Annotated in this window: 24 protein-coding genes and 1 riboswitch; of the genes, 13 read left to right on the plus strand and 11 right to left on the minus strand. The window is 68.1% G+C overall.

Features of this window, described 5'->3' with window-relative positions:
- Positions 1–344: 344 nt before the first annotated feature.
- Entirely contained in the window at positions 345–2,636 is a 2,292-nt protein-coding gene (locus IBX18_RS02680; RefSeq protein ID WP_194832711.1) for a serine/threonine-protein kinase PknG, read from the plus strand.
- A 13-nt stretch (positions 2,637–2,649) separates the two neighbouring features.
- On the opposite strand, the gene IBX18_RS02685 is transcribed toward IBX18_RS02680, so the two are convergent.
- Together IBX18_RS02685 and pta are read right to left on the minus strand one after the other, a co-directional pair.
- Positions 2,650–3,858, minus strand: a complete 1,209-nt coding sequence (locus IBX18_RS02685) for an acetate kinase (RefSeq protein ID WP_194832162.1) — start codon at positions 3,856–3,858, stop codon at positions 2,650–2,652.
- A gap of 141 nt (positions 3,859–3,999) precedes the next feature.
- Positions 4,000–6,072: a phosphate acetyltransferase gene (gene pta, locus IBX18_RS02690; RefSeq protein ID WP_194832163.1), complete on the minus strand. Its 2,073-nt coding sequence runs from the start codon at positions 6,070–6,072 to the stop codon at positions 4,000–4,002.
- A gap of 185 nt (positions 6,073–6,257) precedes the next feature.
- On the opposite strand from pta, the gene IBX18_RS02695 reads away from it, so the two are divergent.
- Entirely contained in the window at positions 6,258–6,764 is a 507-nt protein-coding gene (locus tag IBX18_RS02695) for a nitroreductase family deazaflavin-dependent oxidoreductase (protein ID WP_194832164.1), read from the plus strand.
- A gap of 7 nt (positions 6,765–6,771) precedes the next feature.
- On the opposite strand, the gene IBX18_RS43355 is transcribed toward IBX18_RS02695, so the two are convergent.
- Positions 6,772–6,891: a DUF3761 domain-containing protein gene (locus IBX18_RS43355; protein ID WP_373889158.1), complete on the minus strand. Its 120-nt coding sequence runs from the start codon at positions 6,889–6,891 to the stop codon at positions 6,772–6,774.
- Between IBX18_RS43355 and IBX18_RS43360 the strand changes: the two genes are divergently transcribed.
- A complete protein-coding gene (locus IBX18_RS43360; RefSeq protein WP_373889171.1) occupies positions 6,839–7,207 on the plus strand; it encodes a hypothetical protein in 369 nt (122 codons plus the stop codon). The genes IBX18_RS43355 and IBX18_RS43360 overlap by 53 nt on opposite strands.
- 200 nt (positions 7,208–7,407) lie before the next feature.
- Here the strand turns inward: IBX18_RS43360 and IBX18_RS02705 are convergent, their stop codons facing one another.
- Positions 7,408–7,860 (minus strand): RpiB/LacA/LacB family sugar-phosphate isomerase, encoded by a 453-nt coding sequence (locus tag IBX18_RS02705; protein ID WP_194832166.1) that lies wholly within the window; start codon positions 7,858–7,860, stop codon positions 7,408–7,410.
- Between the two features lie 68 nt (positions 7,861–7,928).
- Between IBX18_RS02705 and IBX18_RS02710 the strand changes: the two genes are divergently transcribed.
- Both IBX18_RS02710 and IBX18_RS02715 read left to right on the plus strand, forming a co-directional pair.
- Entirely contained in the window at positions 7,929–8,570 is a 642-nt protein-coding gene (locus IBX18_RS02710) for a type 1 glutamine amidotransferase family protein (RefSeq protein WP_194832167.1), read from the plus strand.
- Between the two features lie 55 nt (positions 8,571–8,625).
- The gene (locus tag IBX18_RS02715) at positions 8,626–9,078 is read left to right on the plus strand and encodes a MarR family winged helix-turn-helix transcriptional regulator (protein ID WP_194832168.1); all 453 of its coding nucleotides are present in this window, start codon (positions 8,626–8,628) and stop codon (positions 9,076–9,078) included.
- A 50-nt stretch (positions 9,079–9,128) separates the two neighbouring features.
- Here IBX18_RS02715 and IBX18_RS02720 read toward each other — a convergent pair whose 3' ends face one another.
- On the minus strand, positions 9,129–9,887 hold the full coding sequence (locus IBX18_RS02720; protein WP_107661029.1) for an HAD-IIA family hydrolase: 759 nt from the start codon (positions 9,885–9,887) through the stop codon (positions 9,129–9,131).
- Positions 9,888–10,251: 364 nt separating this feature from the next.
- On the opposite strand from IBX18_RS02720, the gene fgd reads away from it, so the two are divergent.
- Positions 10,252–11,262 carry a glucose-6-phosphate dehydrogenase (coenzyme-F420) gene (gene fgd / locus IBX18_RS02725; RefSeq protein WP_147142016.1) on the plus strand — a complete coding sequence of 337 codons (1,011 nt, stop codon included), beginning with the start codon at positions 10,252–10,254 and terminating at the stop codon, positions 11,260–11,262.
- 55 nt (positions 11,263–11,317) lie between these two features.
- On the opposite strand, the gene IBX18_RS02730 is transcribed toward fgd, so the two are convergent.
- The 3 genes from IBX18_RS02730 to IBX18_RS02740 all read right to left on the minus strand — a co-directional run bounded on the left by IBX18_RS02730 (position 11,318) and on the right by IBX18_RS02740 (position 13,681).
- Complete coding sequence (locus tag IBX18_RS02730) at positions 11,318–12,532, minus strand: O-succinylhomoserine sulfhydrylase (RefSeq protein ID WP_194832169.1); 1,215 nt, start codon at positions 12,530–12,532, stop codon at positions 11,318–11,320.
- A gap of 91 nt (positions 12,533–12,623) precedes the next feature.
- On the minus strand, positions 12,624–13,040 hold the full coding sequence (locus tag IBX18_RS02735) for a rhodanese-like domain-containing protein (protein WP_194832170.1): 417 nt from the start codon (positions 13,038–13,040) through the stop codon (positions 12,624–12,626).
- A 14-nt stretch (positions 13,041–13,054) separates the two neighbouring features.
- A riboswitch (SAM riboswitch) is annotated at positions 13,055–13,171 on the minus strand.
- A 63-nt stretch (positions 13,172–13,234) separates the two neighbouring features.
- Entirely contained in the window at positions 13,235–13,681 is a 447-nt protein-coding gene (locus IBX18_RS02740) for a hypothetical protein (RefSeq protein ID WP_194832171.1), read from the minus strand.
- Positions 13,682–14,029: 348 nt separating this feature from the next.
- Here IBX18_RS02740 and IBX18_RS02745 point away from each other — a divergent pair, with 348 nt between their 5' ends.
- Entirely contained in the window at positions 14,030–15,421 is a 1,392-nt protein-coding gene (locus IBX18_RS02745; protein ID WP_194832172.1) for an FAD-dependent oxidoreductase, read from the plus strand.
- A 60-nt stretch (positions 15,422–15,481) separates the two neighbouring features.
- The gene (locus tag IBX18_RS02750) at positions 15,482–16,354 is read left to right on the plus strand and encodes an amidohydrolase (protein WP_194832173.1); all 873 of its coding nucleotides are present in this window, start codon (positions 15,482–15,484) and stop codon (positions 16,352–16,354) included.
- Between the two features lie 48 nt (positions 16,355–16,402).
- Here the strand turns inward: IBX18_RS02750 and IBX18_RS02755 are convergent, their stop codons facing one another.
- Positions 16,403–16,885 carry a DUF456 domain-containing protein gene (locus IBX18_RS02755; RefSeq protein WP_194832174.1) on the minus strand — a complete coding sequence of 161 codons (483 nt, stop codon included), beginning with the start codon at positions 16,883–16,885 and terminating at the stop codon, positions 16,403–16,405.
- Positions 16,886–17,187: 302 nt separating this feature from the next.
- On the opposite strand from IBX18_RS02755, the gene IBX18_RS02760 reads away from it, so the two are divergent.
- On the plus strand, positions 17,188–18,285 hold the full coding sequence (locus IBX18_RS02760) for a CaiB/BaiF CoA-transferase family protein (protein ID WP_194832175.1): 1,098 nt from the start codon (positions 17,188–17,190) through the stop codon (positions 18,283–18,285).
- Positions 18,286–18,338: 53 nt separating this feature from the next.
- On the opposite strand, the gene IBX18_RS02765 is transcribed toward IBX18_RS02760, so the two are convergent.
- Positions 18,339–19,166, minus strand: a complete 828-nt coding sequence (locus tag IBX18_RS02765; protein WP_194832176.1) for an SDR family oxidoreductase — start codon at positions 19,164–19,166, stop codon at positions 18,339–18,341.
- A 132-nt stretch (positions 19,167–19,298) separates the two neighbouring features.
- Here IBX18_RS02765 and IBX18_RS02770 point away from each other — a divergent pair, with 132 nt between their 5' ends.
- A complete protein-coding gene (locus tag IBX18_RS02770; RefSeq protein WP_194832177.1) occupies positions 19,299–19,889 on the plus strand; it encodes a TetR/AcrR family transcriptional regulator in 591 nt (196 codons plus the stop codon).
- Between the two features lie 134 nt (positions 19,890–20,023).
- Here the strand turns inward: IBX18_RS02770 and IBX18_RS02775 are convergent, their stop codons facing one another.
- The gene (locus tag IBX18_RS02775) at positions 20,024–21,529 is read right to left on the minus strand and encodes a PLP-dependent aminotransferase family protein (protein WP_135233832.1); all 1,506 of its coding nucleotides are present in this window, start codon (positions 21,527–21,529) and stop codon (positions 20,024–20,026) included.
- 61 nt (positions 21,530–21,590) lie between these two features.
- On the opposite strand from IBX18_RS02775, the gene IBX18_RS02780 reads away from it, so the two are divergent.
- From IBX18_RS02780 to IBX18_RS02790, 3 genes are all read left to right on the plus strand, one after another.
- On the plus strand, positions 21,591–22,037 hold the full coding sequence (locus tag IBX18_RS02780) for a hypothetical protein (protein ID WP_194832178.1): 447 nt from the start codon (positions 21,591–21,593) through the stop codon (positions 22,035–22,037).
- A gap of 55 nt (positions 22,038–22,092) precedes the next feature.
- Entirely contained in the window at positions 22,093–22,662 is a 570-nt protein-coding gene (locus IBX18_RS02785; protein WP_194832179.1) for a methylated-DNA--[protein]-cysteine S-methyltransferase, read from the plus strand.
- Between the two features lie 250 nt (positions 22,663–22,912).
- Complete coding sequence (locus IBX18_RS02790; RefSeq protein WP_194832180.1) at positions 22,913–23,746, plus strand: alpha/beta fold hydrolase; 834 nt, start codon at positions 22,913–22,915, stop codon at positions 23,744–23,746.
- The last annotated feature ends 81 nt before the right edge of the window (positions 23,747–23,827 follow it).

Raw genomic sequence — 23,827 nt, forward strand, 5'->3', positions numbered from 1 at the left:
ACGCCACCTCCGAGTCGGACGAATCCGTCTCCGCCCCAATGGTTTCCGGCGAGGGTGCGGACGGGCCCGCGCATACCGAACTATCCCGAGGATCGCGGGAGGTGCCTGCACACACCGAATTATCGCGAGGTTCACGGCAAGCGGACGAGCCCGCGCACACCGAACTGACAACGGGTTCGCGGCAAGCGGACGAGCCTGCGCACACCGAACTGACAACGGGTTCGCGGGGCGCGGAAGAGCTTGCGCACACCGAACTGTCGCGAGGAGCGCGAGAAGCGGACGAGCCCGCGCACACCGAACTGTCGCGAGGAGCGCGAGAAGCGGACGAGCCCGCGCACACCGAGATGTCACGAGGCGAGCGGGACGTGGACGAGCCGGTGCACACCGAACTCGCCCGCGGGTCCCGCCCGACACCCAGTGCGGCGGCGTCCGCCGAAACCGTCATCGGCGCATGGCGTACCGACTCCGAGCCGGATTCGGCGGCGACGATGCGGACCTCTGGACGCAGCGTGCGCACGGCGCGATCGCGGCCGACGGTGCGCAAGCTCGGCGGTGGGCTGGTGCCGATCCCGACGGTCGAGCCGGCCGACCCGCGCGCCGCGGTCTTGACCGATCCCGTGGTGTCGGAAGGCAAACGGTTCTGCTGGCGGTGTGGCAACCCGGTCGGCCGGGCCACCGCGGTCCGGCCCGCGCTGACCACCGGCACCTGCGATACCTGCGGCGCCCCTTACGATTTCCGGCCGTCGCTGCACGAAGGCGACATCGTGTCCGGCCAGTACGAGGTGCAGGGCTGCATCGCACACGGCGGGCTCGGCTGGATCTACCTCGCGATCGACCGCAACGTCAGCGATCGCTGGGTGGTGCTCAAGGGCCTGCTGCACACCGGTGACGCCGAAGCCCAGGCGGTCGCCGTCGCCGAGCGCCAATTCCTGGCCGAGGTGGCGCACGCCAGCATCGTCAAGATCCACAACTTCGTCGAGCACACCGACCAGGACGGTGCGCCGATCGGCTACATCGTCATGGAGTACGTCGGCGGCCGGTCGCTGCGCGAGATCCTCAACTCCTTCGACCGCCCGCACCGGATGCCGGTCGCCGAGGCCATCGCCTACCTGCTGGAAATCCTGCCCGCGCTGGAGTACCTGCATTCGATCGGGCTGACCTACAACGATCTCAAGCCCGACAACATCATGGTCACCGAGGATCAGGTGAAGCTGATCGATCTGGGCGCCGTCGCCACCATCGAGTCGTACGGAAACCTCTACGGCACCAGGGGATTTCAGGCACCGGAGATCGCGAAGACCGGACCCACCGTCGCGTCGGACATCTACACCGTCGGGCGCACCCTGGCCGTGCTCACCCTCGAGATGCCGATGGAGCAGGGCCGCTATCTCGATGGCATCCCCGATCCCGCGGACCATCCGGTGCTGGCGCGCTACGAGTTCTTCCACCGCCTGTTGCTGTGCGCGACCGATCCGGACCCGGAGCGCCGATTCCCGTCCGCCCGAGCCATGTCCGCGCAGATGTCGGGCGTGCTGCGGGAAATCCTCGCGATGGAGACCGGGTCCGAGCACCCGCAGTTGTCGACGGTGTTCAGCCCGCCGCGGACCAGCTTCGGCACCGAGGAACTGATCAGGCAGACCGACGCGTACGCCGATGGCCGGGCGCGCAGCAAGCTGCTCGAAGCCCGCGATGTGGTTGCGGCACTGCCGGTTCCGCTGCTCGACTCGGGCGACCCGTCGGCGCCGCTGCTGGCCTCCACCGTGCATGCCGAGCCCGCGCAGTCGCTGGAGGCCATCCGGGCCGCCCAGGAACGGGCCGAGACCGACCCCGACAATGCCCCGGAGACCTTGGATCTGGAGCTGCGGCTGGCCGAGGCACGGGTACGGCTGGATCTCGGCGAGTCGGCCTCGGTGTTGCATCTGCTGTCCCGGCTGCCCGAAAACGATTGGCGCGTCAGCTGGTATCGCGGGCTGGCACAGCTGCTCGACGTGGAGTACGAGCAGGCCTTCGCCAGCTTCGACCGTGTGCTGTGCGTGCTGCCCGGCGAGATCGGGCCCAAGCTGGCGCTGGCCGCGACCGCGGAATTGATTCTGCAACACTGGGATTCGTCGGATCCGGGCCAGTGGCGGGCGTATGCGGAGAAGTTCTACGACACCGTCTGGCGCACCGATCGCGCGGTGGTGAGTGCCGCCTTCGGACTGGCCAGGCAGCTCGCGGCAGTCGATCGCGTGGTGGACGCGGTGCACGCGCTCGACGAAGTACCCGCCGCCTCACGGCATTTCACCACCGCCCGGATGACCGCGGTGCTGCTGTTGCTCACCGCCGCCCCGGTGGCCGAACTCGACGAATCGACCTTGCACATCTCCGCCTCCCGAGTGCAGAGCCTGCCCGCCGGAGAGGGGCGCGCGGTCCAGATGCGGGTGCTCGTCCTCGGTGCCGCGCTGGCCTGGTTGCAGGCGGGCAACACCCCGAAACGGCCCGATGCCACGCTGTTCGGCGCGCCGTTCACCGAACGGTGCCTGCGGGAGGGTACCGAGGCGGGGCTGCGTGCGCTGGCGCGCAGCGCGCCCGGGCGTAACCACCGCTACGCGCTGGTCGATCTCGCCAACTCGATCCGTGCCAAGACCTGGGTCTGAGCAGGCTTGCGGGTCAGGCGCTTTCGGCGACGCGGTGGGCGGCGCGGGCGATGGCCAGTTCTTCGTTCGTGGGGACGACCAGCACGGCGACCTCCGCGTCCGGCGGTGAAATACGCCGGGCGGTGCGGTCTTTCGCGGTGTTCGCCGTGGGGTCGACCTCGATGCCGAAGCGGGACAGACCGGCCAGCGCGTCCGCGCGGACCTGCGGGCTGTTCTCGCCGACACCCGCGGTGAAGGTGATCGCGTCGACGCCGCCCAGGTCGATCAGGTACGCGCCGAGGTAGCGGCGCAGGCGGTGGATGTAGACGTCGTAGGCGAGTTTCGCCGCGATGTCACCGTTCTCGATGAGGCGCTGCAGTTCGCGGAAGTCGTTGACGCCGGACAGGCCCTTGATGCCGGAATCCCGATTCAACAGCTTGTCGACCTGGTCGATGTCGAAGTGGGCCGAGCGGACCAGGTGCGCGATGATGCCCGGGTCGAGATCGCCGGACCTGGTACCCATCACCAAGCCCTCCAGCGGGGTCAGCCCCATGGTGGTGTCGGTCGGGTGCCCGCCGCGGATCGCCGAGGCCGACGCACCGTTGCCCAGGTGGAAGACGATCTGGTTCAGCTGCGCCGGGTCGCGGCCGAGCAGTTCGGCGACCTGCCCGGACACGTACTCGTGCGAGGTGCCGTGAAAGCCGTACTTCCGGATGCCGTGCGCGGCAGCGACTTTGGCGTCGATGGCGTAGGTCTTCGCGGCGTCGGGCAGGCCGTGGAAGAACGCGGTGTCGAACACGGCCACCTGCGGTACGTCGGGCAGCAGTTCCCTGGCGCTCTCGATACCCGCGACATTTGCCGGATTGTGCAGCGGGGCAAGCGAAGACAGGTCGGAGATCGCCGTGACCACGTCGTCATCGATCAGTGTCGGCTGGTAGAACACCTCGCCGCCGTGCACCACCCGGTGCCCTACCGCGCGGATCCCGGAGCGGGTGAGGTCGTGGCCCGTCGCGGCGAACGTGTCGAAGATCAACCGCAGCCCGGCCGTGTGATCGGCGACGGCGCTGCGCCGCTCGGTGGTTTCGCCGTCGGCGTGGTGCTCGATCCCGGCGTTCTCCTCGCCGATTCGATCGACCATGCCGGCGGCCGTCACCGCGCCCGATTCCGGATCCAGGAGTTGGTACTTGATGGACGACGAGCCGGAATTGATCACCAGCACCAGGTCGTCGATACTTTCGCTCATCACGCCTCCTGTGTTCGGCGGGACACCCGGTCCGGCGCGCTACTCATCACGCCTGCTGGATTCGCGGTCCCACATTCCGCAGCAACCACCTTCGCGGAGCGCCTGTTCCGTCTCGCGAACCATCTGTGTCCCGAAAGACACTCAGTCCCCCTGAGCTTGGATCGCCGTGATCGCCACGGTATTGACGATGTCGGCGACCAGCGCGCCGCGGGACAGGTCGTTGACCGGCTTGCGCAGGCCCTGCAGCACCGGCCCGATGGCGATCGCCCCCGCGCTGCGCTGCACCGCCTTATAGGTGTTGTTGCCGGTATTGAGATCCGGAAACACGAACACCGTCGCCCGGCCCGCCACCTCGGAGTCGGGCAGCTTGGTGGTGGCCACGGTCGGCTCGATCGCCGCGTCGTACTGGATCGGGCCCTCCACCGGCAGCTCCGGCGTCCGGTCGCGGACCAGCTTGGTGGCTACCCGCACCTTGTCCACGTCCGCGCCGCTGCCGGATTCGCCGGTCGAGTAGGACAGCATGGCGATGCGCGGTTCGATACCGAACCGGGCCGCCGTGCCCGCCGAGGAGATCGCGATGTCGGCCAGCTGCTCCGAGGTCGGGTCGGGCACCACCGCGCAGTCACCGTAGGCGAGCACTCGGTCGGCCAGACACATGAGGAACACGCTGGACACGGTGGACACCCCGGGCACCGTTTTGATGATCTCGAACGATGGCCGGATGGTGTGCGCCGTGGTGTGTGCGGCGCCGGAGACCATGCCGTCGGCGATGCCCTTGTAGACCATCATGGTGCCGAAATACGAGATGTCGGACATGGTTTCGCGGGCGCGCTCGACGGTCATGCCTTTGTGCTTGCGCAGCTCGGTGTACTCCTTGGCGAAATCGTCGAGGTAGCCGGAGGTTCGGGGATCGAGCACCTCCGCGGCGGAGATGTCGACGCCGAGTTCGGCGGCGCGGGCTCGGACCAGCTGCTCGTCGCCGAGGATCACCAGATCGGCGATCTTGCGTTGCAGCACCCGTCCGGCCGCGCGCAGGATGCGGTCGTCGTCGCCCTCCGGCAGCACGATCCGTTTCCGGTCGGCCCTGGCGCGCTCGATGAGCTGGTACTCGAACATCTGCGGCGTCACGATGCTGGTGCGCGGAACTTCGATGCGCCGCAACAACTCCACGGCGTCGACGTGTTCCTCCATCAACGCGAGCGCGGTGTCTACTTTGCGCGGGCTGCCCGCGGACATGCGGCCGCGGGTGCGGTACGCGGCGCTGGCGGTGTCGTAGGTGCCGAGCTCGGTGGTGAGGATCGGCAGCTTGGGTTTCAGGCCGGTCATCAGCCGCGCCACCGCGGGATGGGGCAGCATGCCGCCGTTCATGATGATGCCCGACAGCGACGGAAAGCCTTCTGCCTCATGCGCGTTCACCACGCTGAGCAACACGTCGGAGCGGTCGCCGGGCGCGATCACCACGACGCCGTCCACCAGTCGCTCCAGAATGTGTTCGGCGGTCATGCCGCCGACCATGATCTTCAGCGCCTCGCGCTGCAGCAATTCCTGGTCACCGCTGTACATTTCGCCGTCGATGGCGCTACACAGTTCGGCCATCGTCGGCGAGATGAGCAGCGGCACTTCGGGCAGCGTCCAAGTCGGCACGGCGGAGGTACGCAACGCGGCGGCGACGTCATCGATCTGGGCAGGGTCGCAGCGGTTGGCGATGATGGCGACCAGCTGCGCGTGTTCCAGGGCCAGCTCGCTCTGGCACAGCTCGGCCAGCTGCTTCACCTCGACGGGTGTGCGATCGGCGCCGCGCACCACCAGCAGCACGGCGGCGCCGAGATTCACCGCGATCCTGGCGTTGAAGCGCAGCTCGCTGGGGCTGGCGACATCGGTGTAATCGCTGCCGACCACCACCACCGCGTCGCACACCTTCGCGACCTCGTGGAACCGCATCACGATCTCGCTGATCGCGGCGTCCGGGTCGGCGTGCACCTGCTCGTAGGTGACGCCGGTGGCCTGCGCGTAGTCGATATCGGCGGTGCTGTGCTCGAGCAGCAGCTCGAGGATGTAGTCGGGCTCGGTGGTCGACCGGGTGATCGGCCGGAAGACGCCGACCCGCGCGGTGGTCGCGCACAGCATCTCGAGCACGCCGAGCGCCACCGTCGACTTCCCGGTGTCCCCCTCGGGCGAGGCGATATACACGGTGGAAGGAGCATGATCGGCCATGCCCGAAAGCTTAGTGAACCAACCGCTAATCAGGCTCGCCTGCGAGACAGTCGTCACGAGCCGTTCGGAATCGAGCGCGGCGGGGATGCCGCCCGCGCGGCTCTACCGGCGGCGGGCGGTCCGCGGCCTGCTGACGGCGTTCGCTCGGGTCCCGGACACCCCCGATCGGCCGATATAGTCCGCGCATGGCTGAGCAATTTCCGGACCGGCAGTGGGGTTCGCGCACCAACGTACTGTCCCGACTAGCAAACAAGTTCGCCGCGACCAAGCCCGGTTCTTGGTTCGTTCGCAAGATCACCCCGCTGGACCGTGCCCTGCTCGAGCGCACCGACGCCAAGTACACCGTGCTCGGCCCGATCGGTGCCCCGGTGATCCTGCTGACCACCATCGGCCGCAAGTCCGGTCAACCGCGTACCCAGCCACTGCTCTACGTGCACGACGGCGACGTGCTGTACGTGATCGGCAGCAACTTCGGCCAGGAACGCCACCCCGCCTGGACCGCCAACCTGCTGGCCACCCCCACCGCCACCGTAGCCATCGCCGGCCAGCGCATCCCCGTGGAAGCCACCCTCGTCGAACCCGAAGCCAAGGACGCGATCTTCGCCCGCTTCGTCGAGATCACCGGCGCCTACGCCGCCTACCGCAACCGCACCACCCGCGACCTCCGCATCTTCGCCCTCCGCCGCGCGTAGCTCCCGCTCACAGCCAAGTCGCGACGCCGCCGTGGCCTGAGCAGGTGCCGCGACGAGTCTGGCTGAACGAGTAGGTGCCGTCCTTGCACTTCGCGGTGGAACCGGCCGGCGCGGACGGGGCCTGCACCGGGTTGTGGACGCAGTTGCCGCTGGAGTTGATGTACGAATCGGGGCCGCAGGCCGAACCGGGATCGCTCGCCGGCGGTGCGGGAGCAGGCGGTGCCGGGGCGGGCGGTGGCGGGCGCAATGCCACCGTCGTACGCGGCACCGCTACGGGCGGCGGGGCGGGCGCGACGGTGGTGACCGGTGGACTGGTCGTGGTCGAGATCGGCGCACTGGTCGTGGTCGGCACGCTGGTCGTGCTGGACGGGACCGGACTCGTCGAACTGATTGTTGTTGTGGCAGGCAAGGTTGCGGATGTCCGCGATGGCGACGCCGGCTGAGCCGAGCAGCCACTGACGAGCACGACGAACGCACCCACACCGACAAGAAAACCGAGACCGCTGAAGCGGTAATGCACGAATACTCCGAGTGATTGATAGCAAGTCATCTATTGGGTGACTCACCTCACTTCATCGAAGAAGCGCTACCGCCCATTACCAAACAACCGCAGGTCAGATCGGTTCCGGAGCGCGAAATCAGCTCAGTGCCGGTTGCCCTGCTCGATCGCGGACAGGTGGGTGATGTTGGCCTGATCGTCGGGCTCGGCGCTGGGGGCGCCGGTGAACCAGGCGTCGAGGATTTCCTGGAGTTCCGCGGTGGAGGTCGAACGCAGGCTCAGGGCAAGGACATTCGCATCGTTCCATTGGCGTGCGCCTTTTGCCGTCTCGGCGTCGGCGCAGAGGGCGGCGCGGACACCGGTGACCTTGTTGGCGGCGATCGAGGCGCCGGTGCCGGTCCAGCAGCAGACGATCGCCTGGTCGGCGCGGCCCTGGGCGACGTCGCGGGCCGCGGCCTCGCTGGCCCAGGCCCAGTCGTCCCGTTCGGTCTCCGCGAGGGCGCCGTGCGGCAGCGTTTCGTGTCCGCGCCGGATGAGCTCTTCGATCAGTTCCCGCGCCACTCCGACGCGTTCGTCCGCAGCAACCGAGATCCGCATGCTTCCAGCTTAATGTCGGACCGCTCGACCTATTGACAGCATGCTGTCAAACATGACAGGATACTGTCATGACCACGAAGACAGTTCACGTAGCCGTTTACGACACCTTCTCCGACTGGGAGATCGGCGCGACCACGGCGCACATCAACCGGACCACCTGGCAGCGGGAGCCGGGCACCTGGCAGACCAAAACGGTTGGGCTGACCACTGATCCGATCACCACGCTCGGCGGGATGCGCATCGTGCCGGACATGGCACTGGCCGATCTCACGCCCGCCGAGAGCTCGATGCTGATCCTGGCCGGCGCCGACACCTGGGACGGCGAGGAACTCATGCCGTTCGCGCGCAAGGCCCGTGAGTTCCTCGACGCGGGAGTTCCGGTCGCGGCGATCTGCGGGGCGACGCTCGGGCTGGCGAGGGAAGGTCTGCTCGATACGCGCAAGCACACCAGCAATGTTCGGGAATTCCTGCTCTACAGCGGATACGCGGGGGTCGACAATTACTCGGACGAGGCCGCAGTGACCGATGGCGATCTGATCACCGCGGGTGGCACCGCACCGTTCGAGTTCGCACAGGCGGCGCTCGGCAGGCTCGGCGTGTACGAGCCGCACGTGCTCGACGGGTGGTACCGCTTGTACGGACACTCCGATCCGGCGGGCTGGGCGGTGCTGGCGGAGTACGAGGAGCAGCAGTCGGGCGCGCACGTCTGATGGAGGAGAATCACGCGGCGATCCGGCCGGACGGCCGGATCGCCAGGAGGTGGAAGTGACCAGGAATGACCAGGAGCTGTTCGCCACGGCCGCCATCACGTCATTTCGGCTGAACGGTCAGTTCCTCGCGATCGCCGAGGAACTGGCGCGCCCGGCGGGGCTCACCGCGGCCTGGTGGCAGGTGCTCGGGGCGGTGCTGGCCGAACCGCTGCCGGTGGCGGGCATCGCCCGGGAGATGGGCATCACCCGGCAGAGCGTGCAGCGCATCGCGGACCTGTTGGTGGACAAGGGGCTTGCCGAATACCGGCCGAACCCGGCGCACCGCCGCGCGAAGCTGGTCGCGGTCACCGACGCGGGCCTCGAGGCGGTGCGCCGGATCAATCCACAGCACGCGGTGGTGGCCAAGCGGCTGGTGGACGAGCTCGGCCTCGAACAACTCGCGGCGACCGTGGAGATGCTCACCATGCTGTCCACCGCTTTGGACGCGATCGTCGAAGAACAGGGGTGACATGCCCTGCCGCGTGACAGAGCACAGCCCGCGCCCGTCGGCGCCCGCGATCAGTCCGCGAACGGCTCCTTCGTACGCCCGACCAGATCGGCCACGGAGTCGAGCACCATGGTCGGCCGATACGGATACGCCTCGACCGAGGCGCGCGTGGAGATACCGGTGGTGACCAGGATGGTGCGCATACCCGCCTCCAGCCCGGAGATGACGTCGGTGTCCATCCGGTCGCCGATCATCACCGTGGACTGCGAGTGCGCACCGATCCGGCGCAGCGCCGAGCGCATCATCAGCGGGTTGGGCTTGCCGATGTAGTACGGGTCGCGGCCGGTGGCGCGGGTGATCAGCGCCGCGACCGAACCGGTCGCGGGCAGTGAGCCGTCGCGGGACGGGCCGGTGGGGTCCGGGTTGGTGGCGATGAAACTCGCGCCGCGCTCGATCAGCCGGATCGCGGTGGTGATCGCCTCGAAGGAGTAGTTGCGGGTCTCGCCGAGCACCACGTAGTCGGGGTTGCTGTCGGTGAGCACGTAGCCGATTTCGTGCAACGCGGTGGTGAGGCCGGATTCGCCGACCACGTAGGCGGTGCCGTTGGGTCGCTGCTCGTCCAGGAAGGTGGCGGTGGCCAGCGCGGAGGTCCAGATCGCCGTCTCGGGGATGTCGAGGCCGGTGTGGCGCAGCCTGGCCTGCAGGTCGCGCGGGGTGCGGATCGAGTTGTTGGTCAGCACCAGGAACGGGGTCTCGTTGGCGCGCAGCTCGGCGAGGAACTCGTCGGCGCCGGGCACCAGTTGATCCTCGTGCACCAGCACACCGTCCATGTCGGTCAGATAGGACAGGATCGGTTCGTCAGTCACCAGACAATTGTCCCACTAAGGACACAGGCGGACGGAGTCCGTCCGTACCGCGCATGGCCGGAGCGAAGGCGGAGGTACGCCTATCGGAGAGGTTCCGGGGGGAGGTCCGCGTCGATGCGACCCTTCGCACACTGGCGGGCGCCGCCGACCACGGGTCGGAAACGGCTATGTGCGCGCGTCGGACAGGGCGCATACGATCGCCGAAGGCGGGAAGGTCCGCAACCTCGTTGTGGTTGCAGCGAGACATGACCGCAGCGTGTCGGCGGTCGACAAGGGTGCGGGAATGCCCGCACCGCAGGTGTGCAGCGAAGCGACAGGAGTGGCGCACATGGGTGAGCTCAAGCTCGGATACAAGGCGTCGGCCGAACAGTTCGGGCCGCGGGAACTGGTGGAGATCGCGGTGCTGGCCGAGGAACACGGCCTCGACAGTGCCACGGTCAGCGACCATTTCCAGCCGTGGCGGCACAAGGGCGGGCACGCGCCGTTCTCGCTGGCCTGGATGGCCGCGGTCGGCGAGCGCACCGAGCGGATCCAGCTCGGCACCTCGGTGCTCACCCCCACCTTCCGGTACAACCCGGCCGTGATCGCACAGGCCTTCGCCACCATGGGTTGTCTGTACCCGGACCGGATCATGCTCGGTGTCGGCACCGGCGAGGCGCTCAACGAGATCGCCACCGGGTACAAGGGCGAATGGCCGGAGTTCAAGGAGCGTTTCGCCCGGCTGCGCGAGGCGGTCGAGCTCATGCGCGCGCTGTGGACCGGCGACCGCGTGGACTTCGCCGGCGAGTACTACAACACCGTCGGCGCGTCGATCTACGACGTGCCCAAGGGCGGCATCCCGGTCTACGTGGCGGCGGGCGGACCGCTGGTCGCGCGTTATGCGGGCCGCGCGGGTGACGGTTTCATCTGCACCTCCGGCAAGGGCATGGAGCTCTACACCGAGAAGCTGATGCCCGCGGTCGCCGAGGGCGCCGCCAAGGCGGGCCGCACCGTCGAGGACATCGACCGGATGATCGAGATCAAGATCTCCTACGACACCGATCCCGAACTCGCACTGGAGAACACCCGCTTCTGGGCCCCGCTGAGCCTGACGCCGGAGCAGAAGCACAGCATCACCGACCCGATCGAGATGGAGGCCGCCGCCGACGCCCTGCCGATCGAGCAGATCGCCAAGCGCTGGATCGTCGCCAGCGACCCCGACCAGGCCGTCGACCTCATCAAGCCCTACCTCGACGCCGGCCTGAATCACCTGGTCTTCCACGCCCCCGGCCACGACCAGCGCCGCTTCCTCGACCTCTTCCAGCGCGACCTGGCCCCGCGCCTGCGCGCCCTGGCCTGATCGACGACAAATGCTCCACCCGTCGAGCGGCGGGTGGAGCCTTTGCCGTTCGTGGCTAGCTGAGGGCGTGGTCGAGGTCGGCGAGGAGGTCTTCGACGTCCTCCAGGCCGACGGAGATGCGGACCACGCCGTCGGAGAGGCCGATGGTGGCCCGGCCTTCGGGGCCCATGGCGCGGTGAGTTGTGGTGGCGGGGTGGGTGATCAGGGATTTGGCATCGCCGAGGTTGTTGGAGATGTCGATGATGCGCAGGCGGTTGAGCACTTCGAAGGCGCGCTTCTTGGCCTCGTGGGCGGGCGCGTTCAGTTCGAAGGTGACCACGGTGCCGCCCGCACTCATCTGGCCGGTGGCCAGGTCGTGCTGCGGATGTGACTCCAGGAAGGGGTATTTCACCCAGCTGACGGCCTTGTTGGTCTCCAGGAAGCGGGCGATGCGCAGGGCCGACTCGGTGGAGTGGCGCACCCGCAGCGGCATCGTCTCCAAACCCTTGAGCAGCGTCCACGCGTTGAACGGGCTCAGCGCCGGACCGGTATGGCGCATCAGGGTTTTCACCGGACCCTCGATGTAGTCCTTCGCGCCGAGGATGGCGCCGCCGAGCACCCGGCCCTGGCCGTCGATGTGCTTGGTACCCGAGTAGACGACCACATCGGCACCCAGTTCGAAACCGCGCTGCAGCAGCGGAGTGGCGAAGACGTTGTCCAGCACCACCTTCGCGCCCGCGGCGTGCGCGAGCTCGGTGACCCGGCGCACGTCGACCAGGGTCTGCATCGGGTTGGCCGGTGTCTCGAAGAACACCGCCTGGGTGGGCACCGACAGCGCCTGCTCCCACTGGTCCAGATCCTCGCCGTCGACGAAGACGGTCTCCACGCCCCAGCGCGGCAGGATCTCGTTGCACACCACGAAGCAGGACCCGAACAGGCTGCGCGCGGCCACCAGTCGATCACCGGCGCCGAGCAACGCGCCCAAAGCGGTGAATACCGCCGACATTCCGCTCGCGGTGGCGAAACACGCCTCGGCGCCGTCGAGCAACCGCATCCGCTCCTCGAACATGGCGACCGTCGGATTGCCGTAGCGGGAGTAGACGAAATGCTCGACGTCACCGGTGAACGCGGCCTCGGCGGCCTCCGCGCTCTCGTAGACGAAGCCGGAGGTCAGGTACAGCGCCTCGGAGGTTTCCTCGAAACCGGAGCGCCGCAAGCCCCCGCGCACGCCGAGCGTCGCGGGGCCGACCCCTTCGGGCAGCGGCTTGTCGAACGCACCACCGGTGATCATGACTGCCTCCCGAGGACCCACTGCCCCCTGACGACCCACTGCTCCCCGACGACGCGGCTCCGCGACGACGCGGCCACCGAACAGCAGCTGCTCATGACTGCCGCCACGGCAAGCCGAGGGCGCGCCAGCCGCTGCCGCCCCGATGTCCGTTCGCGTCGACCGGGCCTTCGAAGCCCTCGAGCACGTTGTAGGAGGTGCCGAAACCGGCCTGCGTCGCGGCGATGGCCGCGCCGATGGAGCGTTGTCCCGAGCGACAGAGGAAGACCACCGGAGCTTCCCGGTTGTGCCCGTCCAGCGCCTTGACCAGCTGCTCGGTGAACTCACCGTTGCGCGTCCCGGTCGAGTCGACCCACTCGATCAGTACCGTCGGACGCTCGATCGAACTGGTGTCGGGCACACCGACGAACTTCCATTCGGCCTCGGTGCGCACGTCGACCAGGACGGCTTCGGGGTTGTCTCGCAACAGTTCCCAGGCCTGCTGGGGAGTGATGTCTCCGGCATAACTCATCTGGACCCTCCTAGAATCCGCACTTGCCGCGCTCGGGTTTGACGCGCGGCCAGGTCGTCACCCGGAGCACCCCACCGCGGAGGAGGGTTGCCGACCAGTATTGCCGGGGCTTGACACTGGTTCTCATGACCTTCTGCTGAGATTGCCTCGACAGGGGTCACCCTGTCAAACGGCTGCTCACGGTATGAGAATGCTCAATTACAGACCAGCCATTTGTCGCCGGATCGGGTCAGATTCCAGGTCGAGGTCGCCTCGTCGCCGTCGACCTTGGTGGTGACCGTCGCCATCGCGCGATCGCCGTCCACCTTCGGATCGACGAGTTTCGTGATTTCCACGGTCTTTCCGCCGCCGGAGCGCCCGACCAGCGGAGAGCGCTTCGGGTCGAAGCCCGGGCAGCCCGTGCCTGGTGGGGGGACCAGATCGGTGCTGTTGGAGCCCTCGACGAAACCGCGCACCGCGGCGGCGATCCAGTCGGATTCTGTGACATTTTTCTCAGCGGGCGACAGCACCCCGCCGATCACGATCCCGGCGAGCACGAGCACCGCGATGACGGCGGCCGCGATGAACGGTGCGACGGAACGCTTGTCGGTCTGATCGACCTTGATGACTTCGTCCTCCGCAGGCTGCTGCTCATTGCTCATACGAGCATGATCCCTGGTCGGCAGGTGTATCCGGCGCTCGCCCCCGCCGCACGTGGCCAGGCCTGGCGAAGTCCGGCGCACCGCACCGGAATCAGCACCGCGAGATCGGGTAAGCCGGACAGAACGGATCGCGCGGCATCCGTTCAGTTCACGCACCGGCGGAGGCCGCCGTCGCCGCCACCGATAGAATCGCGAGACTGCGGCCTGCTGTCATAGCCGCGACCGGAATGGCCACGAGCCGACAACTCCGGTGTCCGCATCGTCAGGTGCAACCAGCCAGCGCGTAACTTAGCCTAGGCTAAGGAAGACGCCGTATTTGTTTCTCAACCAAAAGGGTGCGCGTAAAAGATGACCGAACAGAGTGCAGCGACTCGCCCGCTCCGCATCGCCATCGTTGGCGCCGGACCCGCGGGGATCTACGCCGCCGACGCCCTGATGAAGTCCGATGCCGAGGTCAGCATCGACCTGTTCGAGCGCATGCCCGCGCCGTTCGGGCTCATCCGCTACGGCGTCGCGCCGGACCACCCGCGCATCAAGGGCATCATCACCGCCCTGCACAAGGTCCTCGACAAGCCGCAGGTGCGCCTGCTCGGCAACATCGACTACGGCACCGACATCACCCTCGACGACCTGCGCTCCTTCTACGACGCGGTCATCTTCTCCACCGGCGCCAACGCCGACCGCGCGCTGGGCATCCCCGGCATCGGGCTGGACGGCTCCTACGGCGCGGCCGACTTCGTGTCCTGGTACGACGGCCACCCGGACGTGCCGCGCACCTGGCCGCTGGACGCGGAGAAGGTCGCCGTGCTCGGCGTCGGCAATGTCGCGCTCGACGTGGCCCGGGTGCTGGCCAAGACCGGCGACGAACTGCTGCCGACCGAGATCCCGCCGAACGTCTACGCCGGCCTCAAGGCCAACAAGGCGCTCGAGGTGCACGTGTTCGGTCGCCGCGGCCCGGCGCAGGCCAAGTTCACCCCGCTGGAGCTGCGCGAACTGGATCACTCGCCGACCATCGAGGTCATCGTCGACCCCGAGGACATCGACTACGACGAGGGCTCCGAGGCCGCGCGCCGCCACTCCAAGCAGGTCGACATGATCGCAAACACGCTGGAGCAGTGGGCCATTCGCGACGTCGGCAACCGGCCGCACAAGCTGTTCCTGCACTTCTTCGAGTCGCCCGCCGAGATCCTCGGCGACGAGGCGGGCAAGGTCGTCGGCCTGCGCACCGAGCGCACCCAGCTCGACGGCACCGGCAACGTCAAGGGCACCGGCGTGTTCAAGGAATGGGACGTGCAGGCGGTCTACCGGGCCGTCGGCTACCTGTCGCAGAATCTGACCAACCTGCCGTTCGACGACCAGGCCGGCACCGTGCCCAACGAGGCGGGCCGGGTGATCGCCGACGAGAACGCCGACGGCGCCGACCGCTACGTCCCGGCCACCTACGTCACCGGCTGGATCAAGCGCGGCCCGGTCGGCCTCATCGGCCACACCAAGGGCGACGCCAACGAGACGGTGGCCTGCCTGCTCGACGACAGCGCGAACTTCACCCCGGCCGAGCGGCCGGAGCTGGACGCGGTCACCGAGTTCCTGGAGAGCAAGGGCATTCCGTTCACCACCTGGCAGGGCTGGTACCGCCTGGACGCGCACGAGCGCTCGCTCGGCGAGCCCGAGGGCCGCGAGCGCGTCAAGGTGGTCGAGCGGGAAGACATGCTGCGTGCCAGCGAGCCGCACAAGGTCTGACCCGACGCGCTTGTTGGGTCCGTAACAGCGGAACGACGCGTACTGAGGCATTCTGTACAGGTGTTCGATGCCCATTTCCACATCTTCGATCCGCGGTTCCCGCGGTTCGAGAACGAGGGCTACCTGCCCGGCCACTTCACCATCGCCGACTATCGAAAGCGCATGGCGCGCTTCGACGTCGGCGGCGGTGCCGTGGTCAGCGGGTCGTTCCAGTGCACCGATCAGACGTATCTGAAGGCGGCCCTCGCCGAGCTCGGCGAGGGCTGGGTCGGCGTCACCCGCCTGGATCTGGACGCCACCGACGACGAGATTCTCGAGCTGGACCGCATCGGCGTGCGCGGGCTGCGGTTCAACCTCAAGCGCGCCGCCGCCGACATCACCGGCATGACCCTGCAGGCGCTGCGCGCGCACGAGCTGGTCGGCTGGCACGTCGAGGTCTACATCGACGGTCAGATGCTCGCTTCGTTGCAGCCGGTCATCTCCAAGCTGCCGGTCTTCGCCATCGACCATCTCGGCATGTCCGAGGAGGGACTGCCGTTCCTGCTCGATCTGGTCGATCGCGGCGCCAAGGTCAAGGCGACGGGTTTCGGACGCGTCTCGATGAACGTCGCCGACACGCTGCGCCGCATCCACGCGGTCAATCCCGAGGCGCTGATGTTCGGCACCGACCTGCCCGGCACCCGCGCGGGTCGTCCGTTCCGCGACTCCGACGTCGACCTCATCTGCGATGTGGTCGGCACCGACATGTTCGCCGTCCTGGAGGACAACGCCCGCGCCTTCTACCGGCTGCCCGCCCGAGTCCGCGCTCTGCCTGCCGACCCGGCGCCCACGCTGCCGCTGTACTCCGCCGAACAACCCACGTTGCCGATCCGCCGCGACAGTCTCCCCAAACCCGAAGCGGTGGACACCATTCCGCTGCCCATCATCGAGTAGCGCTGCTAGACAACACGACTCGATGCAGAGAACCTGCTCGGGAGTGAGCTAGGCAGCGATCGCGCCGACCACCCAGATGCCGGTGGCGAGCAGGGCACCCAGGAGTTCGATGAGCATGGACAGGCCGACGCCCTTGAGCGCGTGCACCGTTGCCTGCCAGGCTTGCTGACCGACACGCAGGCGGTGCAGTTCGGAGAGGTAGACGCCGAGCACGAAGCCGACGAACAGGCCGACCACCGGGATCACGAAGAAGCCGACGATGCCGAGGACCGCGCCCAGCACGAGGGAGCGGTTGGCCACGCCCGCGTCCTTCATCTTCCGGCCGGGCCAGGTGTATTTGATGACGCCGGACAGGACGAGCAGGGCCGTGCTGACGGCGAAGACGGTCCAGGCCGTCGCGCCGCCGGTCATGAAGGCCCACACCGCGATCGCGCCGAAGATCAGGATGACGCCGGGCAGGATCGGGATGATGATGCCCAATAGACCGACGAGAATGACCAGGCCGACAACGACCTCACCCGCAGCACTCATGATCGTGCCTCGCTGGGCTCCCGCATGACTCCACCTCACCGCGCAGGCTCGCCGGACGCTCCCGCGAATAGTGCGCTGGTGGGATTGTGTCGTACCGGATGAGCCGGTGCACGGCGGACGCCGCGTGGACAGCGTAAGTGGACCGGTATTCGCGGACAGCGCCTCGACCGTGCCGGCCGGAGGGCAGGGCGTCCGGCGTAAGGCACGGCGTTATTGTCATACTGTCAATACACCCTCCGGGCCCCCTTCCGGAGGAGCGCCGGGACGCCGTGCGCTGGATCAACGACGAACCGAGGTAGGGCGTGAGCACTCCATCCACCGCCGTCAAGGGCCCGCTCGCGGGCATCAGGGTCATCGAGCTGGCCGGGATCGGACCGGGTCCGCATGCCGCGTTGCTGCTGGCCGATCTGGGCGCCGACGTGGTGCGGATCCAGCGGGCCGGCCAGATACCCGGCGGATTCGACCGGCCGCAGCAGCGCGGGCGCACCATCGTCGAGGCCAACCTCAAGGATCCGGCCGACATCGAGAAGGTGCTCGGGCTGATCGAGAAGGCGGACGTGCTCATCGAGGGCTTCCGGCCCGGGGTGACCGAGCGGTTGGGGCTCGGCCCGGACGAGGCGCTCGCGCGCAATCCGCGACTGGTCTACGGGCGGATGACCGGCTGGGGCCAGGAAGGCCCGCTGGCCGATCGCGCCGGACACGACATCAACTACATCTCCATCACCGGCGTGCTGCACGCCATCGGCCGCAAGGGCGAGCGCCCGGTGCCGCCGCTGAACATGGTCGGCGACTTCGGCGGCGGCTCGATGTTCCTGGTGTTCGGCCTGCTCGCCGCGCTCGTCGAACGGCAGACCTCCGGCAAGGGGCAGGTCGTCGACGCCGCGATGGTCGATGGCGCGCTTGCTCTTTCGCACATGATCTGGGGTATGCGCGGGTACGGCGCGTGGTCTGACGAGCGCGGGGTGAACCTGCTCGATACCGGAATGTCGTTCTACGACACCTACGAAACCGCCGACGGCAAGTACATGGCGGTCGGCTCGATCGAGCCACAGTTCTATGCCCAGTTGCTGGCCGGTCTCGACATCAATCCCGAGGGCCTGCCGTACCAGCTCGATCCGGCGGGTCAGGAAACGCTGAAAAAGCTGTTCACGGAACGCTTCCTGACCAAGACCCGCGACGAGTGGGCGGAGATCTTCGTCGGCACCGACGCCTGCGTCTCCCCTGTCCTCACCTTCGAGGAAGCCACCCGCAACGAGCACATCGCGGCCCGGGGTTCGCTGATCGAGGTCGACAACATCACCCAGCATGCGCCGGCGCCGCGGTTCTCGCGCACGCCCAACGGCATCCCCACCCCGCCGCCCAGCGAGGCGACGCCGATCGAATCCGTTTGGGCGAACTGACTTCTCGCTTCGACCGAGGCCCCGGGGCACACCCCCGGGGCCTTTTCGTGCGCTCAGGCGGTGGCCGAGGAAAGCGCGGGGCTGATCGGGCGGCCGCCGTCGGACAGTCCGCGGGTGACGAGCTTGGCGATGCGCGCCACCAGGGTGCGCGGGCGACGGGGCATCAGGTGTGCGGCGGCAAAGTTCGACGCGCCGGGCACGACGTAGCCCCTGTTGCGTTCGAGCGCGCGCAGCGTGGACTCGACAACCGCTGCGGCGCTGCCCATTCGGCCGAGGGCGGCATCGCGGGTACCGACGGTGTCGAAGAACGGCGTCTCGGTCGGGCCGGGGCAGACGGCGAGCACTTTGATGCCGCGGCCGCGGTATTCGCTCCACAACGACAGGCTGAAGTTCAGCACGAAGGCCTTGCCGGAGGAGTAGGTCGCGAAGTAGGGCGACGGTTGAAAGGCCGCGGTCGAAGCGACATTGACGATTTCACCGCTGCCGCGTTCGAGCATGCCCGGGATGAGGCGGCGGGTAAGCCCGGCCAGCGCAACGACATTGACCATCAACTGATCGTGCTCGCTGTCGACGCCGAGGTCCTCGAAGCGGCCCGCGCTGCCGAAGCCCGCGTTGTTGATCAACAGGTCGACCGAGAGTCCCCGTGCGGCAAGCTCATCCAGCACCCGCGCGGCGGCGTCGGGCTCGGTGAGGTCCTGCGCGATGACCTCCACTCGGCCGTCGTGGCGCTGGCGTAGTTGCGCGGCAAGGGATTCCAGGCGCGGCAGCGTGCGGGCGACCAGGACGAGGTCGTCGCCGCGGGCCGCCAAGGCGGCGGCGAACTCGGCGCCGATGCCGGACGAGGCGCCGGTGATGAGGGCGGTTTTTCCAGTACGGGTCATTTCGAGCTCCTTCGATGTGATGCAACATCAGAGTAGCCTTATCTTCAGTAAATGCAACATCAATGTTGCATCTATAAGAAAAGACGCAGCTCGCGTGTAGTATCTCGGCAGATCTCAGCGAACGGAGCACCCATGTCGCCCACTTCCGCGCGCCCGCTGCGCGCCGATGCCGAGCGCACCGTCCGCGCCATCCTGGAGGCCGCGGAGCGCGTGCTGAGCGAGCACCCCAACGCGACGCTCGAGCAGATCGCGGAGGCCGCGGGCGTCGCCCGCACCACCGTGCACCGACGCTTCGCCAATCGCGAGGACCTGGTGCGCAGCATGGCGGTGGCCGCATGGCGGCGCATCGCGGCCGCGGTCGATGCCGCACGGCCGCGGACCGCGCCACCACTGGTCGCGCTGCATCAGGCCACCGCCAATGTCATCGAGATCAAGTACGGGGCGTCCTACGCACTCGACCGCGTGGACAGCACCGACCCCGAGGTCGCCGAACTCCAGGCCGATGTCTTCGCGAAATGCGATGCGGTGCTTGCCAGAGCGCGTGCGGACGGCTTCATCGCAGCCGACGCCGACCCGACCTGGGTGCGGCGGGTCTACCTCGCGCTGATCAACGAGACCGTGCACGGCAACGCCGAACTGGACGGCAACGCCGACCCGGATGCCCTCGCTGGTCGTGTTATCGACACGCTGCTGAGTGGCGTAGGTACCGGGCGACGCCAGTAGACCTCGGCGACAAGCAGTCTCGGCCACGCTCGCCTACAAACAAGCGGCGACACCCGGTCAACTGTTGCGACGCAACGACTTCAGTAGCCGACGACGATCGCACCGAGGGCGGCGTGCGGAGTCAGCGCCTCGCATCAGTAGCAAGTCAACGGCTGGAGCGGGTCGGCGGCGCGCGGCGTCAGCGCGTCGTAGGCGGCGGCAATCGCCTTGACCCCCAAGCGGAGTTCCGGCTCCTGATGGGTGAAGGGCAGGCGGATGAAGCGCTCGAACGCGCCTTGCACGCCGAATCTCGGTCCGGCGGCAAGCAATACGCCGTGGTTGGGCGCGGTGGCGGCCAGTGCGGTGGACACCGGTGCCGGTAGTTGCGCCCACACCGACATGCCGCCCGCGCCGTGCAGGAGGCGCCAGTCCGGCAGTTCTTCGGCCACCGCGTCCAGCAGTGCCGCCCGTTGCGCACGTAGCTGATCGCGGCGCCGGTCCAGGATGGTGTCCGCGTTGGCCAGCAGATGGACGGTGGCCAGCTGGTCCATCACCGGGGTGCCGAGGTCGACGGTGGAGCGGATGCCGAGCAGCTTGGTGATCAACGGCTGGTTCGTGCGGATCCAGCCGACCCGCAGGCCACCCCAGAACGACTTGGACGCCGAGCCGATGGTGACGATCTCGTTGCCCTTGGCGAAGGCGGCGACCGGCGGCTGCTGCACCCCGTCGGCGAGGTGCAGATCGCCCATCGACTCGTCGATCACCACGGTCATCCGGGTTTCCCTGGCGATGGCGGCCAGTTCGGCGCGACCCTCCGCGTCGAGCAGCAGGCCGGTCGGGTTGTTGAAGTCGGGTACCAGGTAGGCCAGGGTGGCGGCGGTTTGCCTTGCGGCACTGCGGATTCCGTCGAGGTCCCAGCCCTTGTCCGGATGCTCGGGGCGCAGCGGCACCGGCACCGGCCGTGCGCCGACGTCACGGATCGCCTCGATCGCGTTGGGGTAGGTGGGGTGATCGATGAGCACCCGGGCCGCAGGTGCGGTGAGCACGTTCAGCAGCAGCCGCAGACCGTGCTGGGCGCCCAAAGTGACCAGGATCTGGTCCGGTTCGGTGGGCAGGCCACGCTGAGTGAAGCGGCGGGCGATCGCCTCGCGCAGCGCGAGCACGCCGACCGGATCCATGCCGTGCGTACCGAGGTAAGCCGGAAGGCCCTCCAGCGCAACCGAATACGCCTCCTGCATCTCCAGCGGCGCGGCCATGGCGGCGTAGGTCATGTCGATGGTCGGCAGTTCGGAGGCCGCCATCATCGCCAGGATGCTGCGCGCGGGCTTGCTGCCGTCGTGCTGCACGTCCCGCGGCAGGGCGACGGTGCTGCGCGAACCCTGGCGGCTGATCAGGTAGCCGTTCTCGCGCAGCAGCGAGTAGGTGGAGGTGATCGTGGTGCGGCTGACCCCGAGGGTGGCCGCGAGGTCGCGTTCGCTCGGCAGCGCGACGCCGAGCGGGGCGCGACCGTCATGGATCAGCAGCCGAATGCCCTCGGCGAGTGCGAGATACGCCGGACGCGCGGACCGGCGGGACGACTCGGTCTCGCCGTCCTCGTCCACATTCCGCCACCGGCCAAGGTCGCGAGCCAGCGTGCCCGCTCCGATCACTCTCGTCGCCATAAGGTCCAGTATCGAGGGAGTGGATATTTAAAGCAAGGCCAGTCGGGCGCAGGCTGGCATCATGACCACATTCGCCGCTTTCCTCGTCGTCGCCGCCTTCGGCTACGCGGTCTACCGCTATTTACCGAAGGGTGCCGAGCGCGCGTTCCGAATGGAACGGTTCCACCCGCGCACTCCCATGTCCGACTGGACCCCTTCGTATTACGACGCCCACCGGCGCTACGCGGATCTGGCCGCCATCTACGGGCGCAGCGACATGCCGGACGACGTGCCGTCGGTCGTGCGGGAAACCACCGATACCACGGCGAAAGCCGTTCCGGCGCAACGTTCGGAGTCGCCGGTTGTCCGCGAACCGGCGGCCACGCCGTCGAAGGAAACCCCGATCGACCAGTACGCCTGGAGGTCTCGGCGGACCGTCGCACACAGTGCCGGTGGGACACGGAAACCCGAGCGCGGCGTGCGCCGGCTCGTGTCGGAGCAGGACACCCTCGACAGCAAGGCCAGTTGAGCAAAACTGGACTGATATCTCGAACTGTGTCAGCCCCACCGTGCACACTGACAGCATGACCGACCCCCGTTGCCTGTCCGCCGAGGCAACACTCTTCGATACCGCGATCGGCATCTGTGCGATCGCGTGGAGCGCCACGACCGTGATCCGGTTCCAGCTCCCCGAGGCCAGCCCCGCCGCCACCCGTGCGCGCATCACGCGCCGCCGCGCCGGCCTGCCGGACAACGAGGTCCGCGAAGAGACTCCCAACGGTGTGATCGCCGACGCCATCGCAGGCATCCGTGCCCACCTGGCCGGTGAACTCGACGATCTGCGCTGGATCCCCTTGGACACCAGCGGAATTCCGGAGTTCCACCGCGCGGTGTACGAGGTGACCCGCGACATCGATCCCGGGCGCACCCTCACCTACGGCCAGGTGGCCGATCGCATCGGCGCGCCCGGTGCCGCGCAAGCCGTCGGACAAGCGTTGGGCCGCAATCCGATTCCCCTCATCATCCCGTGCCACCGGGTGCTCGCCGCGGACAACGCGCTCACCGGTTTCTCCGCGCCCGGTGGCGTCACCACCAAGCAGCACCTGCTGGAAATCGAACGCACGCCGGGCTTCGGGGAACCAACCCTGTTCTGAGCGGGTGATTCTCGTGCGCATCGGTGGCAGGCTCGGTGCCCGAGGCCTGGTACCAGCTACTCCGCAGCGCTTTCCGTAAATAACGTTCACGGGCCTGCCAGACGCCTTGACGGCATAGTGAGCAGCATCACAGACTTCGCGGGTTGGGTCGGTCGCCGCTGCCGTCGATGAATCCACACCCTCGGCACCGTCTGAACAGGTACGCCCCCAACGCACCGTTGGCCGACCTCCTCTCGAAAGTGAGACTGTTGTGGAGACCGTGACCTCCGCCGACGGGACCGTGATCGCGTACGACCGCCACGACGGCCATGCCGGAACGGTGATCCTCATCGGCGGGGCCTTCGGTTACCGGAAGTTGCCCACCATGGTCGAGCTGGCGGCGGCACTGAACGAGCAATACGGCCTCACCGTTCTCAATTACGACCGGCGCGGTCGCGGCGACAGCACTGCCGCGTCCGGCGGTTACGACGTCGAGCGCGAGATCGACGACCTCGCGGCCCTGGTCGAGGTGGCGGGCGGGTCCGCGATGCTGTTCGGCTGGTCCTCCGGCGCCGGGCTCGCGCTGCGGGCCGCCGGTTCCGGGCGCATTCTCGGGATCACCAAGGTGGTCGCCTTCGAGCCGCCGTTCATCGTGGACCGCGCGGGGTTCATGCCCGCCGCCGACCTGGAGGCGACGCTGCATCAACTGGTCGCCGCCGGCCGGCGCGCCGAAACGGCCCGCTTCTACCTGACCAAGGCGATGGGCATCCCGCGCACGCTCGTCACCGTCCTGCGTTTCGCGCCGTTGTGGAAGCACCTGCTCGCCACCGCGAACTCCACCCCACACGACTGGGCCGTGATGGGCGAGTTCACCCGCGGCGAACCACTGCGCGCCGCGGACTGGGCCGCAGTCAAGGCGCAAACGCTGGTGATCGCGGGCGGCAAGAGCGACTTCCTGCTCCGCAAGGCCGCCAGGGCGATCGCCGCCGTCCTCCCCGACGCCGAGTTCCAGGAAGTAGCGAAGCTCAGACACCTCCCGAAGATCAGCCTGCTCGCGCCACCGGCAGGCGAATTCCTCACCGGCGCAGCGGAGAACGCCAACTGACGAGCAGGTAGCCCAGCCACGGACACGCCGATTCGGCGACAGACGGCCAACAGGTGCCTCATCGCGTCGGTCGGGGTTCGC

The organism is Nocardia sp. XZ_19_369 (assembly GCF_015355715.1).
GTDB lineage: Bacteria > Actinomycetota > Actinomycetes > Mycobacteriales > Mycobacteriaceae > Nocardia.